We start from the raw sequence: 17,340 nt of genomic DNA on the forward strand, positions 1-17,340 counted from the left end.
TTTCTTTGATCTATTACTGGTTGTTTGTACCCATTCAGTTGCTTCATCAAAGTTCATATTCAAATACTTATACACAGTGTTTCTAGAAATATCTAATTTTTTCGCAATGGCTGCAATTTTAAATCCCTGATTTTTGAGTTGATGAATCTCAACATACAATAGTAATTTTTCCACCTTTCAAATCCTCCAGCTAAATATAATGTTATAAAATCATAATAGCTTAGCTGATGATTATTTTGGTAAAAAAGTGTTCATTCCTATCGAGCAGAAACTGTTGATTTTAGTTTAGCAGTTACACACCCCAGCAACTGTTATGAGTAAAGGGATTATATAAGTTATCATATTCATTTTGTGGCCTCCGTATAAGTATTAATATTCATACGGAAAAGAGGACAAATTGTTTCAAAAATAGAAAGGTCTTAAAATAAATTAAGAGCCCGAATAGATGGAATTTGTAAGCACAAAAGAACAGATTTCACAACCTGTTCTTTGCTCAAACAACTATACTAAACAATAATACCCTAGCTATTATACCCACCCGGATTCTTCTCCTGCCATCTCCAAGAATCCCGACACATCTCTTCAATTCCTCTTAAAGCAGTCCAACCTAATTTGTTTCGTGCTTTTGTCGGATCCGCATAACAAACTCCTACATCACCAGGTCTTCTATCTACAATCTTATAAGGTACCTTCATTCCTGATGCTTTCTCGAAAGCTGAAACGATTTCTAGTACACTATAACCGGTTCCTGTCCCTAGGTTATAGGCTTCTACACCATTAGATGACATTACTTTCTCAAGCGCTTTTAAATGCCCATTAGCAAGGTCTACTACATGGATATAATCCCTTACACCTGTTCCATCTACTGTAGGATAGTCATTACCAAACACTTGTAGTTCTTCTAATTTACCTACAGCAACTTGTGTAATAAATGGCATTAAGTTGTTAGGAATGCCGTTTGGATCCTCGCCAATCATGCCGCTTTCATGTGCTCCAATTGGGTTAAAGTAGCGTAATAAAGAGATACTCCAACTATTATCTGAAACATATAAATCTCTTAATATCTCTTCAATAAATAGCTTAGTACGTCCGTAAGGATTTGTTGCTGAAAGTGGGAAATCTTCTGAAATAGGTACTTCATCTGGGATACCATATACGGTGGCGGATGAGCTAAACACCAAGTTCTTTACCCCAAACTTATTCATAACATTACAAAGAATAAGTGTCCCAGTTATATTATTATGATAATAGTGAAGTGGTATAGATACCGACTCTCCAACTGCTTTTAACCCTGCAAAATGAATAACAGCATCAATACTATAGTCGAAAAACACTTCCTCAACAGCATTTCGGTCTAGTAGATCAACCTCGCAAAACTTAATATCTTTACCTGTTAACTCTGTTACTCTCATTAATGACTCACGATTACTGTTTGAGAAATTATCGAGCACAATTAGTTCATATCCAGCATTTAGTAGTTCCACACAAGTATGACTACCAATATACCCTGACCCGCCAGTTACTAATATAGCCATTTACAAGTATCTCCCTAAACTTAAATATTTGTAGTTCTTCTAATTCTTATAAAAATATGGGGAAGGTAAGTCTGCTTCTTCAAATGGTACTTTCATATTGGTACCTAAAAATGAGCTAAATTATCGGCAAAATTTTGCTGATTTTTCTGCCTGCTAATTTATACTGAAGATTAACTTTAGCTCCTTTTCTGGGAAAAATAGAAACAAACTGACTCTTTATAGTTATTTATCATAATATTACGTTTCTTACAAATTAGTATCTATAAAGATGATTCCTTTCACCAGATTCTTGGTGAAGCTACCAAAAATCATGAATATAATAAAAGAAACCTAAATAGTTTTAACGTGACGTTCATTCATTTCTAAATTTCTTTAAAAATACTGAGTTTAAAATATTAAATAAGTATTTAAATTCTTTAGTTTTGAAAAATATGATCAAATATACAATATTTGGTATACAAAAACTTATAAGTGTTTTAATAATTATTCCAAATATTCCATAAACTAGTATAAAGGAATTAATGTAAAAAGTTAATAGGCATGTAAATGATACTAATAATGCATATTTTAAATAGTTTTTTAGATATTCCATTATAGAAACTTTAAATCCAACTTTGTGGACCACATATGGTTCCCACCAAAAATTTGTTAACATTGTACTAAAAATTGTCCCTAAGAATATACCTGGCATTCCTATATATTTCAAAAAGAACAGTGAGGACAGTAAATTTAAAAGTGCTTCGATTAAAGATTTGTATCTTAATGGCCAAAATAACCCCATAGCATTTATATATACAATATTGGTCTGTCTCATACCTGTGATGTAAAACAAAATTATTATTAAAAAAACTGTTCTTAAGTCTAATAAATAACTTTCACCAATCCAAAAGTTAATAAAAGGATTCAGTAATGAAAACAATACACATACACAAATACCAAATATCCAAAAACTAATTAAATTTAAGGTTGAATATACAAAATAGGAATGTTGTTTATCCGACTCACTTGCACTAAGGTTACCTACACTCGCCGTAACAGAATTAAAGATTTGATTTATAAAAGATGTTAAAATACTTATAATCAATTTATAATTTGAATATACTCCTACAGATGTTATTCCAACAAAAGATGCTAAAAGAAGATTATCAGTACCACTTACAATAACTGAGCCTATTTTATGGAAAAACATTGCACCGACATTTTTATATATGTCTTGCTTACTACTCTTATCTATTCTTTCTTTTTTATTTTCTTTTAAATAGGGATAAAGTCTATCTACCTTTATAGAAATCACTATATTTGATAAAACGGTACAAACAATTTGTATAATTAAAAAAAGAAAGTAATTTTTAGTTAACAACAAGAATACAGCCTGTAATGAATATTGGATAAGTTGGAACGTATATATATTTTTTGTATTTATATATTGTTTCTGATCTGCTATTATTAGAGTTCTCTTAAATGTAAAAAAATAAGATATAGCAGAATTTGTCAAGAATAGTAAGTAAATTGTCTCAAGATTAGAAATATTAGTATTACCTTTTATCAATAATTCTAAAAAAGGTGTAAGACATAAACCAATAATAGCAACAATACACCCAATTGTTTTATATAATCTTGAAAATAAATTCATAATTGAACTTATTTTTTTTATATCATTTTCTAGTAATGGTTTATATAATGCAAAAGTTATAGCAGTACTTACACCTAATTCTGCTAGAGACAGCATGTATAACAAATCGGTAAATAAACCATTTATACCCAAATATTCTGCACCTAGAACATAGATAAACACGGTTCTATTGACAAAACTAAATAAAATAGTTAAAGCTTGACCGAATATTGCATATACTGTGTTTATCAATGAATTTTTTGTTCTCATTATTTAGATATCTTACTTTCTACTTTTTTAATTATTCTCAAAAAATTATTATAGTACATTTCTATACTGTACTGAGCAACATTTTTTCTTCCTTCTCTTCCCATGTTTTGCCGTAACCCTTTATCTAAAACCAACTTTTCTATAGCCATTCTTAAGCTCTCTACTATATTTTCATCCCGATCAATTAATATAGAGCAATCACCATTTACATATTCCGGTATACCTCCGACATTTGTTGTAATTAACGGAGAGGATGTAGCCATTGCTTCCAATAATACCAATCCAGCTGGCTCCTCCCATAAAGATGGAACAACATTAATATCCGCTATTGAATATATTTCAGGTAATTCATTTGGATTTATAAACCCTGTAAATATAATATTCCCCTTGTTTTTCTCTGATATTTCCCTAATTCTTTTTACAAACTCTGTATCATTATTATCACTAAACCAAGCACTTCCAACTAGTAAGAGCTTTATATTTGAGTTATTTTTAAATTGTAAAAAAGCCTTTATTAAAGGTTCAATTCCTTTTTCGGGGGATAACCTTCCACTGTACATAATAACAATATCATTATGAGATATCTTATACCTTTCACGGATAATATCCCTAATATCTAAGTATAATTCTTTATTAAATCTATCAACATCTACACAGTTTTTTAGCACTATAACATTACTTTCATCAAAATACTTTGATTCTAACACACGATTTTTAATATAATCGCTTACAGTAATTATATAATCAATCTTCTTTGAAAGCTTTTCTATATTTTTAGTTTTCTCATTAATAAAATCATTATGAAGATGAACATATATCTTTGTATTTTTTACTACTTTTGATAACTCATAAGCAAAGGTAGGATCATTTTCAATCACTATCGAATCATAATTTTCATTTTGTATTTTTTTTATTATTTGTGAAAGATATGCCCCTCTTAAACATTTAGTTGCATTAAACACTTTATTCATTATTCGTGCATAAATCTCATAATAACGCTTTTTTATAACATTAACATGAATAAATTCAAATTTAGTATTATTAAATTTTAATGATTTATTATATGCATTATTTTCATAAATACTAAATACAGTTAAATGAATTTGCTTGGCAGATTCATTTTTATCTATTATATGTTGTATTAGAGTTTCAACAGCTCCACCCTTTGTTACAGGTACCGGTAATTGCCCTACAGTTATAATAGCTACTTTCAAAATATCACCTCAAGAACTACTTACTTCATTAATTGGATATTAATTTATCTATAAATTTACTGTAACTCATATCAGCATTATACTTTTCTTCCCAAAGTTCCCTAGAATTATTACGCATTTTAATATATGACTGTGTATCCATATTAAATAAGAATTCTATTTTCCTTGCCAATTCAGAAGTAGAGAAATTCTTGGGAAGTAAATACCCATTTAGACCATCAATTACAATTTCCTTAGTACCTCCTACATCAGTTCCAATAACCGGGATACCAAAAGATATTGCTTCCATAATTGATACTGGAACACCTTCTGACTCACTTACATTAATAAACACATCATACTGATTGTCTTTATACTTATTTAATATATCCTTATTTTCTAATGCACCTTTAAATATACATTTAATGTTACTTTTTTCTATTTTTTTTGCACGCTGTTTTATTTCCTCTAACAATTCCCCGTCACCAATATGTGTCCATTCAATTGGTATATTCAACTCAATAAGAGCATCCAAAATTTTAGAAACCCGCTTTACAGGTCTTACCCATGAACAAGACACAATCCGAAAAATATGGCTACGTTTGAAATCCTTGGACAAACCAAAATCTCTTGTACCTAATCGGCTTACTTCAAATTTGTCTAAATGTTCAGGGTACTTACTTATTAAATAACTGAGGGCATCATCGGATATACAATAAATTTTTTCCATGTTATTAATGATGTATTGTCTCATTGGTATATATTCATACACATGTAAATCTTCATATAAATCGAATCGATGGTTCCTTGTAATTACAAAACATTTATTGGAATTCATTAAATTTTTCTTTAAAAGAATTGCAATATATGAAGGAATATGCATCCAATAGGAATAAATATATATGTCATACTCATTTTTATTAGGAATATTCGAGATATTACTTAATAATTCTTTAAAATAAAAATTCCCATTGGAAATAAAAGAAATTAAAACCTTTATTGTTGTAAGATTTAATTTGTTAATTTTATTCAGATATACAATTTCACGAATTACTTCTCTATTCAATAATGCAGCCATACCATTAAAAAGTTTTTTAAATATATGATTTTCCTTTTTATTTTTGATAATCTCAACATTCGCATCAAAAGTAAAACTAGTTTCATTATCAGGGCCAGACGGAAATGGATATATTAATACTTTATCAAACTTGTTATAATATTTTATTTCAGTTTCTAAAAATGTTTCACCCGGTTTGAATGGGAATGAATCATTGATTAAAACTAGCAGTTTTTTCTTTTCCAAAGATACCATCCCTTACTTTCCCAAACAAGCTGGGTAAATTTCTTCTAATAAATAACTTTAATTTTACTAATCCTAAAATACCATAAGTGAATTTTGTTTCTATTAATTTATTTAAAATTAATTGGTATATATTGATATTTGTAGATATCTTTGCAGCTTCCTGCACTCTTTTTTCTATTATTATACTTTTTATTAATGTTAATGACTCTTTTAAACTTTCATTTAAGGCAATTGATTCAAAACAATAACCAATTCTAGTAATAAAAAAATTAGCAATCGTCTGCTCTTTTACTTTTGAAATTTCCACTCCCCAGTTGTTTAATTTTACATTCAAGTCTTGATCCAATAATATACAAATTCTGTAATAATCTCTTGGTAATTTAAATTTTAAATTCTCATAAGGCATTGTTCTAATATTATAATAACAATTGTCATCTATAAATAAACTTTGTACATAACTGAAGTAGTTATTATTGAAAATAATATCCTGAGATCTACGTAAGTCGGGGAATTTTACTTTATTTTTATCTATTATATTTCTCTTATATAGTTTACAAACAGGTCCGTGTACTATACCTCTGGTATATAGATCAAGATATATTTCTTTACATTCATTCCTACCGTTAATTAATCTACTAGAAACTCTGTTATGCCCTATTTTTTTATAATTACCATCTTTAAAAACAAAATTGGTACTTCCAGTTATTACAAGGTCAACCCCATTTATCTCAGCGGATAACACCATCTTCTCAATCATATCGCTGTCTATCCAGTCATCACCATCTACAAAAATAATATAAGTGCCACTAGCATTTTCTATACCATTATTTCTTGCAGGACCAGATCCCATATTTTGTTGAGATATCACCTTAATCCTTTTATCTTTATAACAAATATTTTTTATTATTTTCTCTGTATTATCTGTAGGTCCGTCTAATACTAAAATAATCTCTATATCCTTATATGTTTGACTTGTTACGCTATTAATGCATTTTTCTATATATTGTTCAACATTGTAAGCAGGTATTATTACACTTACCTTAGGCATAATTCAATCACATCTCTCTATTTTCTAATTAAATAGTACTGGTTTATAATTCTTTTATACAAAGAGAAATTTGTTTTTGTTAAAAAAAGAATAGCTCTATACAAAACAGGAATATCTTTATATTTCTTTTCAAACATTAACCCCTGTACATTTTTTAAATGTTTCTCAATATCTTCAGTTGATTTGCCATACTTAATATATTCATTTAAAATTGATATTACAGATATACAATATGTCGTAAAGGCTAAACTATCTAATCCTTTATACTCATTTTTAATAAATTCATATCTTTGTTTATTCGCTAATATAAAATCTACTTTTTTTTCAATATTCTTAGATGAGGTTATACTGCCTTCTCTATTAACATAGTGATATAAAGTGGCATTAGTATAAACTATCTGGTCAGACTTAGAGAATAATTTATACACTGTAAATGTATCCTCATATATTTTAGAGACGGGAAATCTTATATCCTTAAAAAGTGTAATATCATATAACTTATTCCAGACATAACCCATAAATCCACTATTTAACTGAAGTAGATTTTTCATACCTTCAAAATTATTGAAAACTGAAGAAGTATTTATGTTTTTTATTAATAATTTGTCTCTAGACATATCTTCATTTTCTTGCGATATATTGCATACACTAATTTGTGCTTTATTATTTACTAGTGATTTATACAATTCTTCGATGAAACTAGGCTCAACATAATCATCACTGTCAATAAAGGAAATATAGGCACCAGTTGCAATCTCTATTCCCTTATTTCTAGCTCCTGAAAGTCCAATATTTTGTTGATGAATAACTTTAATACGGGAGTCCCTAATTGAATACTCATCACAAATACTTCCACTATCGTCATTTGATCCATCATCAACTAATATTATTTCCAGATCACGATAAGTTTGGTTTACGATACTATCCAAACATTTTCGTAAGTACCTTTCAACTTGGTATACTGGAACAATAATACTTACTTTTTTCATAATATAGCCCTTTCTCATTTGAACTATGATTAATAGATTGGAAGGAATATTTAACAATTCCATTTTAATTAGGTTTTAAAATGGAATATATTATTAAATATCCTTCTTCTTCCCAACAATATAATCATTCATTTTTAATATCAGAAAATAAAATAAAACAAACTTACTCCAAGACCAAACTATTGTAATTAAACAGTAGCACATTATTAAACCCATAACGACTGACATAAATACATACATGTATTTATATTTAACATCCTCTACTATTTGACTCATTGTTTCCATTCTAACTAACAAAAAAACCATCATTACATTCCCAAGAATCGCAAAAAGCCAACCAAAAACTGGTCCACCATATATCCACATTTGTCCTGAGAGTGTAATCATGGCCCCTGGCGACCATGGATAAAGGTAACTTAAGTATATATCTGTAGTTGAATTTATGGGATTAAACAAGTCCCTTATCCATATTAACCCTGGAATTCGAAATGGATAAAAGGATTCTACAAAGTCCTTTATAGGAGTTAAAACAGAAATACTCGATCTCATAGAATAACTTGCATCAAGGATTGAAGCCATTGGCCAAATACCATTTGTATAGTTCTCAATAATATTTGAAATTTCTTTGAGAGAAATATCGAATCCATTAGTGTTAGCTATATCAACTCCAAATTGTTTTTTAAAATACATATCTAAAATAATGTAAATTGACATTGGAGCCAAGAAGACTAATATCGCTTTTTTTTGTTTTGGAAAAACATATAGATATATTAATACCGTTGCCAAAATGGTTTGAACTACAAAAGACCTGTTTGACCCAAAATAAATACCAATATTTAAAAAGGCAAAAAAGTAAACAACTACTAATGGATATAGGCTTTTAGAAATGTTTTTCCTTGCCCAAATAAGTGAATTCACAAAGAAAAAGGCAGTAAGACATTTCACTACTAAAGCCTCGTATGAACCTAAGTCAATTGTTGGCTCTTTTAAAAAGAATATACCCATAGTCGGTATAAAACGATTACTTCTTAATGCTATTATTAATATTAGAAATGTACAAAGTAATATACCTCCAAGGGATAACCATTTAAAATTATTACCTCGAACATTAACCTGTAGTTTAGCTTTATTTACATATCTTTCCCAAAAAAAGTTTATTACTATGCATGCAATAATTAGTTCTACACAGATAATTAATGTTGCCAAATAGTTTGATGCGGCGGTAACATCCACCATGTGTATATTTCTATAACCTTCAGTAATACTTATAAAAAATGGAGAGATTAGATATCTAATTATTATGATGGTATAGAAAACCTTTAATCCAATTCCACCTTTATGAAATATTATAATCTTCCCAAAAATCAGCACACAAGCAGCAAATGTAAGAGGTAATAAAAATAATAAATCTAATCCTTCTCTTGGAACAGGTCTAAGAGCTATAAATATAAATTCTACCAAACCTATAAAAAATAAAAAGGTTCTTAATATTAGATTATTGTCGGTAATTACTATATTATTATTTTTTATCGTCAAGTTATCATTCAACCTTTTTTTGTAAAGATAAGGTATACAACTTTAGGTAGCTCTTATACATATTCTTTTTATCAAAATATGAGGCCGCCTTCTCCATACCTGCTGTTTTATATTTATTATTTCCATTATTATTTAGGTAAATTATTTTATTTATTAATTGTTTAGTATTTTCTTTTTCTATTACAAATCCCGTATCATTGTCAATGGTTTCTGGACTTCCCCCTGTATCAAATGTAATAACTGGTAATCCACATGCCATTGCCTCTAAGTTAGTTGTAGGGAAATTATCCTCTAATGTTGGGTTAACAAAGACATCTGCAGTTGTGTAGATCTGAGCCAATTCTTCAGTATTGTTAGTCCTTGTTATACCTAAAATATTATTAGGTAGATTCTTTTTTTGTTTATTAGTTAAACCAACCACAACTACCTTGAAGTTCTCTCCTAGTTGGTTTGATAGTTCTATAAAATATTTCAGCCCCTTTCTTTCGTCCCAAGTACTGGCAACCCCTAATACTATAAATTTATCCTCTAAATTATGAATTTGCCTAAACTGATTTTCGGAAGGCTTAAAAACAGTTAGATCAATCCCATTATTTATAACCTCTACAGGGTAATCACCTAAAAAGGAGTGATTTACAATGTTAGCAAGCCATTTTGAGGGTGTAACTATGGTCAAGTTTTTAATTTTGGTAAAAAGCTCTTTCTTTTTATTGAAATTACTTTTTGAATTATCATATAAGACACTTTCAGGATATCTTCTTTTTTGCGGGCAAGAAAAACACGCTGTCTTCCATTTATCACAACCTATATAATCAAAGTGCACGCAATGTCCAGTAAATGCCCAACAGTCATGTAATGTCCATATAATTGGTTTATTTGCATTCCTTAAATAATCAAATAATATGTCAATATCGATATAATATCCGTGTAAATTATGCAAATGGATAATATCTGGATCTATATCCATTATGACATTTATAAAGTCCTTTGTAGCCTTAGTTGATCCAAACCCTGATTTATCAAAGATACGTGTGTTAATAGCATGTAGATAATTGTCAACTTTATTTCCAATAGGTATAGCAGTATCACAGTTCATTGGTTCACCTCTGCCATATGCTATATAACTTTCATGACCAGATTCTTTTAGTACTTTATTGATATCTGAAGCTATTCTTCCAGTACTACCAATACCGCACACAGTATTTATTTGTAATACTCTCACTATTATTTACCCCATACAAACTTATCTATTATTTTAGAATAACTTTGAATTATTTTAACTACTTTAGCTGAAACATTTGTATCTTTATAATCTGGTGCTAGAACTGTTTGCTCCTCGTTAACTCTCATTAGTGCAGCTAATTCTGTTGCCTGTTCTAATTCCTTTCCATTAATTCCACCAATAATGACCGTCCCCTTATCAAGTACTTCCGGCCTTTCAGTTGAAGTTCTTAGTAATACTCCAGTAAAACCTAAAATTGCACTCTCTTCTGAAAGTGTTCCACTATCAGATAGTACACAATATGAATTCATTTGAAGTTTATTATAATCAATGAATCCAAATGGCTTTAAATTTTTTACAAGTGGATGAAATTTAAAGTTCCTTTTTTCGATATATTTCATACTTCTTGGGTGGGTTGAGTATATAATTGGCATTTGATATTTTTCAGCTATATTATTTATTGCCCCCATTAGAGAAAGAAAATTCTGTTCATTGTCTATATTTTCTTCTCTATGGGCTGAAACAAGGAAATACTTTCCTTTTTCTAAATTTAGCTTTTCTAATATATCACTACTTATAATTTTTTCTAAATTACCCTCTATAACTTCACTCATAGGAGAACCAGTCACAAAAATATGTTCTTTTTTAACCCCTTCTGATAAAAGATTTCGCCTTGAATGTTCAGTATAAGTTAAATTGATATCACTAATATGATCCACTATTTTCCTATTAATTTCTTCAGGTACGTTCTGATCAAAACACCGATTACCAGCTTCCATATGAAAAATTGGAACTTTTAGTCTTTTTGCACTAATTGCGGATAAGGCAGAATTTGTATCCCCAAGTATTAATAAAGCATCTGGTTTTTCTTTATTTAATACGCTATATGATTTAGCTATTATATTCCCCATTGTCTCACCTAATGAATCCCCAACACTTTCAAGATAGTAATCAGGTGACCGAATGCCTAATTCTTCAAAAAACACTTGGTTTAAAGTGTAATCCCAATTCTGTCCAGTATGGACTAACACATGATCAAAGTATCTATCACAAGCTTTTATTACAGAAGATAACCTTATTATTTCTGGACGTGTCCCAATTATAGTCATTACTTTTAATTTATTCATATTTAATCCCCCGATTTTTACAATCTCCAATATTCATATCCTTCATCTATGAATACTTTTTTATCTAGTATTCCTTTAACATCTATTAACACTTTGCTCTCGTTTGAATTATCATTGTACAAACTATTTATTTTTTCAAAAGTTAAATGCTTAAACTCATCATGGGAAACTGCAATAATTACGCCGTCGATATTATTGACACTCTCAATATTTTGAAGTTCATAGCCAAATTCATAAAATGCATCATTTTTTTCAGCAATAGGGTCAATGATTGATATATCAATTTCGTATTGCTTTAACTCTTCGATTATATCAATTACTTTAGAATTTCTTATATCAGGGCAATTTTCTTTAAAGGTAATACCAAATATCGCTATTTTAGAACCTCTAACTTTTTTATTTGCTTTTATTAATTTTTTTATTGTAGCATCAGCTACAAACTTTCCCATTCCATCATTTATTTTTCTTCCTGAAAGAATAATTTGAGAGTGATAACCTAATTTCTCAGCTTCATATATAAAATAATAAGGGTCTACTCCTATACAATGGCCGCCTACTAAACCTGGATAAAACTTAAGAGCATTCCACTTTGTATTCATGGCATTTATTACGTCCTTAGTATCTATATCCATTTTATCAAATACCATTGCTAGCTCATTCATAAATGCTATGTTTATATCTCTCTGAGAATTCTCTACTACTTTTGCAGCTTCTGCAACTTTTATAGATTGTGCCTTAAAAACCCCTGCTATTATCACAATTTCATATACCTTTGCTATATTATCCAGAGACTCTAGGTCAATTCCTGAGACTATCTTCTTAATATTCTCTAGTGTATTTATTTTGTCTCCTGGATTAATTCTCTCAGGAGAATATCCTATTTTAAAATCTAATCCACATTTTAAACCTGACTCTCTTTCTAAAATTGGGATACATATATCCTCTGTTACACCTGGGTATACGGTTGATTCATAAACAACATAAGAGCCTTTTTGAAGATTCCTTCCTATTATTTCACTTGCTCCAATAACTGGTGTCAAATCAGGTGTTTTATCAGCATTTATAGGAGTAGGAACAGCAACAATATGAAAACTAGCCTCATTAAGTCTTGATTCATCACTAGTAAAATCTACCTTGCAATTTTTAATAGCCCCGTTACCTACTTCGTTTGTTGGATCTATACCACTCCTATAGAGTTCAATTTTAGAAGAGTTAATATCATATCCAATAACATCCACTTTTTTGGAAAAGGCTACAGCTAGTGGCATACCTACATATCCTAATCCTATTACTGATATCTTACTTTTTTTTGATATTAAATTTTCATATATTTTCATATCTTATACCTCCAAATAATACGTATCAGGGATTTCTTTATTAAAGCATTCATTTACCCACATTACAGTTACTAAATCAGTTTCTCCAACATTCACGATTGAGTGAGTGTAACCTGTAGGTATATCTACCACTTGCAATTTATCTCCACTAACATGGTATTCGATGATCTCATCTGAATCTATTTTTCTAAAACGAATGAGACCTTCTCCACTTACTACCAAAAATTTTTCATTTTTTGTATGATGCCAATGGTTACCTTTTGTAATCCCTGGCTTTGATACATTTACTGAAACTTGGCCTCTTTCTGGTGTTCTAATAAATTCCGTAAAAGAGCCTCTTGCATCACAATTCATTTTAAGATCATATGAAAACTGATCTTCTGGTAGGAAGCTAAGATACGTACTATAGAGTTTCTTAGTTAAAACATCTTCCATATTTGGAATACTTATGTTCGCTCTGCTCTCTTCGAATCCTCTTATTAAATTTGCTAATGCACCAAGAGTGATTGTATGGGTCACAGGTACAAGGCAATAATTATCTTGAATAGTTGGATTTCCATCTAAAGCTCTTAGAAATTCCTCTAATACATCATCTATATAGCTTAGAGTAAGAATGGCCTCTGGGTTACTAACCTTAATATCTAGGTCTCTAGAAATATTATGGCAATAAGTAGCGACTACTGTATTGTAGTTAGGTTTGCTCCATTTTCCAAAAAGGTTAGGCAATCTATATACTAAAGCTTTGGCCCCAGTTTCTTTACCGTGAGCAAACACTAAGTCCTCTCCAGCCTTCTTACTCTCACCATAAAGATTATCCTTTTCGGCCTGAATAGATGAAGTGATAAGTACAGGGGATTTATTACCGTGTCTCTTTAGAGACACTAGTAATTCATTCGTAAGACCAAAATTACCTTCCATAAATTCTTTGTCATCCTTTGGCCTGTTTACTCCTGCTAAATGAAAGACAAAGTCACATTCTTTCGTATATTTATCTAATAGTGAACGGTCACTTTCTCTAGTAAACTCAATAATGTTGTTAAACCCTTTATTTTTCAGCTCAGCAACAAGATTTTTTCCGACAAAACCATTTGCTCCGGTAACAAGAATATTCATAAATTTACTCCATCCTCTAGTTCAATACGTGAATATTTTTATTCCATTCTTTAAGTTCATTTTGAACATACTCTAACTCTAATAATTTTTCCTTTATCTGCTCAACATCTAATATCTCTGTATTATGAGAGTTATATTCTTCTACTGTTGTTAGCTTCTGATCGCCTTCTGCGAAGTATTTATCATAATTAAGGTCTCTATTATCAGCCGGAACTCTATAAAAGCCACCCATATCTTCTGCTACCACATATTCTTCTCTTGTAAGAAGAGTTTCAAATAATTTTTCCCCATGACGGGTACCTATTACTTTAATCTCATTATCAGCATTAAATAGCTCTTTAACTGCTTGAGCAAGATCACCAACAGTACTAGCTGGAGATTTTTGAACCATAATATCGCCTGCTTCAGCATTTTGAAAAGCAAACACAACAAGTTCTACTGCCTCTTCAAGACTCATTAAGAATCGTGTCATAAAGGGATCTGTCACCGTTAGTGGTTTTCCACTTTTGATTTGATCAATAAATAATGGTATAACCGACCCTCGTGAAGCCATAACATTTCCATATCTGGTACCACAGATTAGAGTTTTGTCAGGAGAAACAGTTTTTGATTTAGCAACCAATACCTTCTCCATCATCGCCTTTGAAATCCCCATTGCATTAATTGGATAAGCTGCTTTATCTGTTGAAAGGCAAATTACTTTCTCTACTCCATAATCGATAGATGCTGTTAACACATTATCCGTACCCAAAATATTGGTTTTTACCGCTTCAAGAGGAAAGAATTCACATGAAGGAACTTGTTTTAACGCTGCAGCATGAAAAACATAATCTACCCCATGCATCGCATTTTTTACACTAGCAAGATCTCTAACATCTCCTAGATAAAACTTCAATTTATCGTTTTTATATTGTTTTCTCATATCATCCTGTTTCTTCTCGTCACGGGAAAAGATTCGAACTTCTTTTAGATCGGTATCTAAGAACCTTTTCATTACCGCATTTCCAAATGAACCTGTTCCACCGGTTATTAATAATGTTTTATCTTTAAACATATCCTCAACCTCACTTTTCGAAATGTTTCTCAAGTATTTCAACAGAGTAATTGACATTAAATTTTTCTTCTATATACTTACGGCCGTTCTCACCCATAATAGAAAGTCTTTTTGATTTGGCCAATCCTTTAGCTTTATTAATAAAGCTTTGTAAATCACCTGACCAAGCCCACTCACCACAATCCGCTTCTTCAATCAACTCTTTAAGATCAGTTATCTTATCTGTAGCTGCTAATACAGGCTTAGAGTACTCCATGTATGACAAGATACGAGATGGGAAGTTTGGTATAGAGAAACGTGGATCAAGTACTATTAGTCCAACATCACATTCTTTTGTTATTTGTTCATACTCATTTCTTGGTAAGTTTTCAATGACAAGAGCATTGTTAATATTATTTTCTTTTATGGTTTGTTCTAACTTATATCGATCAGTACCTCTTCCTATAAAGAGGAAGTACATATTTTTCTCGTTTTTACAATCAATAATTAATTCAGTTAAAATATCAATATACTGTGGTCTCCCCATATTTCCACCAAAGAGAAAAACACATGCATCTTCAGGAATCCCTAACCGTTCTCTCATCGGAAATCCATCTGGAAATATGTTATTTGTTAACTTCTTTGTATTTGGAAAAATCTCGACTTTTTCTTGATTGATCCATAAATTATGTTCCAATATATATTGCTTATTTGCAGGTGACATACACCCAATAATATCCGCAGTTTGTAATAATTTTTTTTCTTTGGATTTGAAATATTTTTGAAGAAAACCTTTATCTTTAATTATCCCTAAGTCTACTGCATTCTGAGGAAATATATCCTTCAACATAAGATAAGAAGGACAATTAAATTTCTTTTTAGCCCATGCTACCAAGCCTGCATTTGTCACTGGTGGTGATTCAAATAATATAAAATCAAATTTCCTACCACCTAGATACTTTTCTATCCCCTTTTTCATAAGAAAAGGAATTTTCAAGGTAGTTATTCCTTTTTCTATAAAGCCTACATCATAATAATTCCCAGTAACAATTCGCAGTACATCAAAACCTCGTTCTTTCTTCATTTCAGTATGTTCTTTATTTTTAGCTTGTTCAGATACAGCAACTGTTATTTCGTGACCAGCTTCATTTAATGCTTCTGCTAAGTCAGTATATATTGTAGCTCCCTTATCCGGCTCTGGGAACGAAGTCGCAATGTAAAGTACTCTCAAAAAAATCTCTCCTCAATTCCTTACTGCAAACAAGTCTTAATTCTATAAATTCCATAAATGGTAAATTTGATGACAACCAACTTGCCTACAACCTACTTTATGATAAAAGTTTACCGCTCCTAGATTTCTTACCTGAGTACCCACTTTAATTATTTTCGAACCATTTTTAATGGCTGAGTGCTCTACAGTATTGAATAAACTAGTACCGACGCCACTCTTAGGAACCCTTTGTGATACGGCAATGAGCTCTATAACACATGCATCATCTGAATAGGAGTATAATAAAAAACCATTTATCTCCTCATTCTCATCTTTCGACAGAGCAAAATACTTATTAGGCTTATCAAAAGAGTTAATTAGCCATTGACTATAAACCCTCTCTCCTCCACGATTAGCAAGTTCAATATCAGCTGTAAATTTTGAAAATTGAAAGTCCGCCATTTCGACGATTTTATCATTCCTCTTTAAAGAATGATGAAGAGTAATATTATTGAAAAGGTGCTGCTCATCTTTTTCTTCGAGATACTTTACAAACTGAATATTTATATCCGCTAAAAATGCTGGTGTATCTTTCCCAATTAATTGAGCATTAATAGGGTCTGAATTTTGATTTTCAATAGAAATAAATTGGTACTCTTTAAAGAGTAACTTTAGTTCAGTCCATACATCCAATGTTAACGGCTTATGCAATATGGCTTTGGCACATTTCACTCCAAAAAACTCAGTATCCCACTCTAATTTATAGAATGTTACTCCATTTCTTGTATCAATATCGCTCATTCTGTTCAAAG

At 30.4% G+C, this 17,340-nt stretch carries 15 protein-coding genes; all 15 read right to left on the minus strand.

Going from position 1 to position 17,340, the window contains the following annotated elements:
- The coding region (locus BTR25_RS26815) for a helix-turn-helix domain-containing protein (protein WP_139311167.1) at positions 1 to 174 on the minus strand (174 nt) is incomplete at its 3' end.
- Positions 175 to 521: 347 nt separating this feature from the next.
- The gene (gene galE / locus BTR25_RS04275; protein WP_075686496.1) at positions 522 to 1,535 is read right to left on the minus strand and encodes a UDP-glucose 4-epimerase GalE; all 1,014 of its coding nucleotides are present in this window, start codon (positions 1,533 to 1,535) and stop codon (positions 522 to 524) included.
- Positions 1,536 to 1,887: 352 nt separating this feature from the next.
- Positions 1,888 to 3,417 (minus strand): lipopolysaccharide biosynthesis protein, encoded by a 1,530-nt coding sequence (locus BTR25_RS04280; RefSeq protein WP_075686498.1) that lies wholly within the window; start codon positions 3,415 to 3,417, stop codon positions 1,888 to 1,890.
- Positions 3,417 to 4,631 (minus strand): glycosyltransferase family 4 protein, encoded by a 1,215-nt coding sequence (locus tag BTR25_RS04285; protein WP_075686500.1) that lies wholly within the window; start codon positions 4,629 to 4,631, stop codon positions 3,417 to 3,419. The genes BTR25_RS04280 and BTR25_RS04285 overlap by 1 nt, the downstream gene beginning before the upstream one ends.
- A gap of 28 nt (positions 4,632 to 4,659) precedes the next feature.
- A complete protein-coding gene (locus tag BTR25_RS04290; RefSeq protein ID WP_175596698.1) occupies positions 4,660 to 5,913 on the minus strand; it encodes a glycosyltransferase in 1,254 nt (417 codons plus the stop codon).
- Positions 5,879 to 6,961 (minus strand): glycosyltransferase family 2 protein, encoded by a 1,083-nt coding sequence (locus tag BTR25_RS04295; RefSeq protein WP_075686504.1) that lies wholly within the window; start codon positions 6,959 to 6,961, stop codon positions 5,879 to 5,881. The genes BTR25_RS04290 and BTR25_RS04295 overlap by 35 nt, the downstream gene beginning before the upstream one ends.
- Before the next feature lie 17 nt (positions 6,962 to 6,978).
- Positions 6,979 to 7,950, minus strand: coding sequence for a glycosyltransferase family 2 protein (locus BTR25_RS04300; protein WP_075686506.1), 972 nt, complete (start codon positions 7,948 to 7,950; stop codon positions 6,979 to 6,981).
- 93 nt (positions 7,951 to 8,043) lie between these two features.
- Positions 8,044 to 9,486, minus strand: coding sequence for a hypothetical protein (locus BTR25_RS04305; protein WP_075686508.1), 1,443 nt, complete (start codon positions 9,484 to 9,486; stop codon positions 8,044 to 8,046).
- A gap of 4 nt (positions 9,487 to 9,490) precedes the next feature.
- Positions 9,491 to 10,708: a glycosyltransferase family 4 protein gene (locus tag BTR25_RS04310; protein WP_075686510.1), complete on the minus strand. Its 1,218-nt coding sequence runs from the start codon at positions 10,706 to 10,708 to the stop codon at positions 9,491 to 9,493.
- Positions 10,709 to 10,710: 2 nt separating this feature from the next.
- On the minus strand, positions 10,711 to 11,835 hold the full coding sequence (gene wecB / locus BTR25_RS04315; RefSeq protein ID WP_075687051.1) for a non-hydrolyzing UDP-N-acetylglucosamine 2-epimerase: 1,125 nt from the start codon (positions 11,833 to 11,835) through the stop codon (positions 10,711 to 10,713).
- A gap of 17 nt (positions 11,836 to 11,852) precedes the next feature.
- Entirely contained in the window at positions 11,853 to 13,172 is a 1,320-nt protein-coding gene (locus BTR25_RS04320; protein ID WP_075686512.1) for a nucleotide sugar dehydrogenase, read from the minus strand.
- Positions 13,173 to 13,175: 3 nt separating this feature from the next.
- On the minus strand, positions 13,176 to 14,285 hold the full coding sequence (locus BTR25_RS04325) for a capsular polysaccharide biosynthesis protein CapF (RefSeq protein ID WP_075686514.1): 1,110 nt from the start codon (positions 14,283 to 14,285) through the stop codon (positions 13,176 to 13,178).
- A gap of 16 nt (positions 14,286 to 14,301) precedes the next feature.
- A complete protein-coding gene (locus BTR25_RS04330; RefSeq protein WP_075687053.1) occupies positions 14,302 to 15,339 on the minus strand; it encodes a polysaccharide biosynthesis protein in 1,038 nt (345 codons plus the stop codon).
- 10 nt (positions 15,340 to 15,349) lie between these two features.
- Positions 15,350 to 16,549: a glycosyltransferase family 4 protein gene (locus BTR25_RS04335; RefSeq protein ID WP_075686516.1), complete on the minus strand. Its 1,200-nt coding sequence runs from the start codon at positions 16,547 to 16,549 to the stop codon at positions 15,350 to 15,352.
- Between the two features lie 42 nt (positions 16,550 to 16,591).
- Entirely contained in the window at positions 16,592 to 17,329 is a 738-nt protein-coding gene (locus BTR25_RS04340; RefSeq protein ID WP_075686518.1) for a GNAT family N-acetyltransferase, read from the minus strand.
- Positions 17,330 to 17,340 lie beyond the last annotated feature (11 nt).

This window comes from Bacillus sp. MRMR6, from assembly GCF_001940785.1.
GTDB lineage: Bacteria > Bacillota > Bacilli > Bacillales > Cytobacillaceae > Neobacillus.

Excerpts from the sequence above, each read along its gene's own strand:
- galE (WP_075686496.1), bottom strand. The coding sequence starts at position 1,535 with ATGGCTATATTAGTAACTGGCGGGTCAGGGTATATTGGTAGTCATACT.
- BTR25_RS04320 (WP_075686512.1), bottom strand. The coding sequence starts at position 13,172 with ATGAAAATATATGAAAATTTAATATCAAAAAAAAGTAAGATATCAGTA.
- BTR25_RS04325 (WP_075686514.1), bottom strand. The coding sequence starts at position 14,285 with ATGAATATTCTTGTTACCGGAGCAAATGGTTTTGTCGGAAAAAATCTT.
- BTR25_RS04330 (WP_075687053.1), bottom strand. The coding sequence starts at position 15,339 with ATGTTTAAAGATAAAACATTATTAATAACCGGTGGAACAGGTTCATTT.
- BTR25_RS04295 (WP_075686504.1), bottom strand. The coding sequence starts at position 6,961 with ATGCCTAAGGTAAGTGTAATAATACCTGCTTACAATGTTGAACAATAT.
- BTR25_RS04300 (WP_075686506.1), bottom strand. The coding sequence starts at position 7,950 with ATGAAAAAAGTAAGTATTATTGTTCCAGTATACCAAGTTGAAAGGTAC.
- BTR25_RS04280 (WP_075686498.1), bottom strand. The coding sequence starts at position 3,417 with ATGAGAACAAAAAATTCATTGATAAACACAGTATATGCAATATTCGGT.
- wecB (WP_075687051.1), bottom strand. The coding sequence starts at position 11,835 with ATGAATAAATTAAAAGTAATGACTATAATTGGGACACGTCCAGAAATA.
- BTR25_RS04340 (WP_075686518.1), bottom strand. The coding sequence starts at position 17,329 with ATGAGCGATATTGATACAAGAAATGGAGTAACATTCTATAAATTAGAG.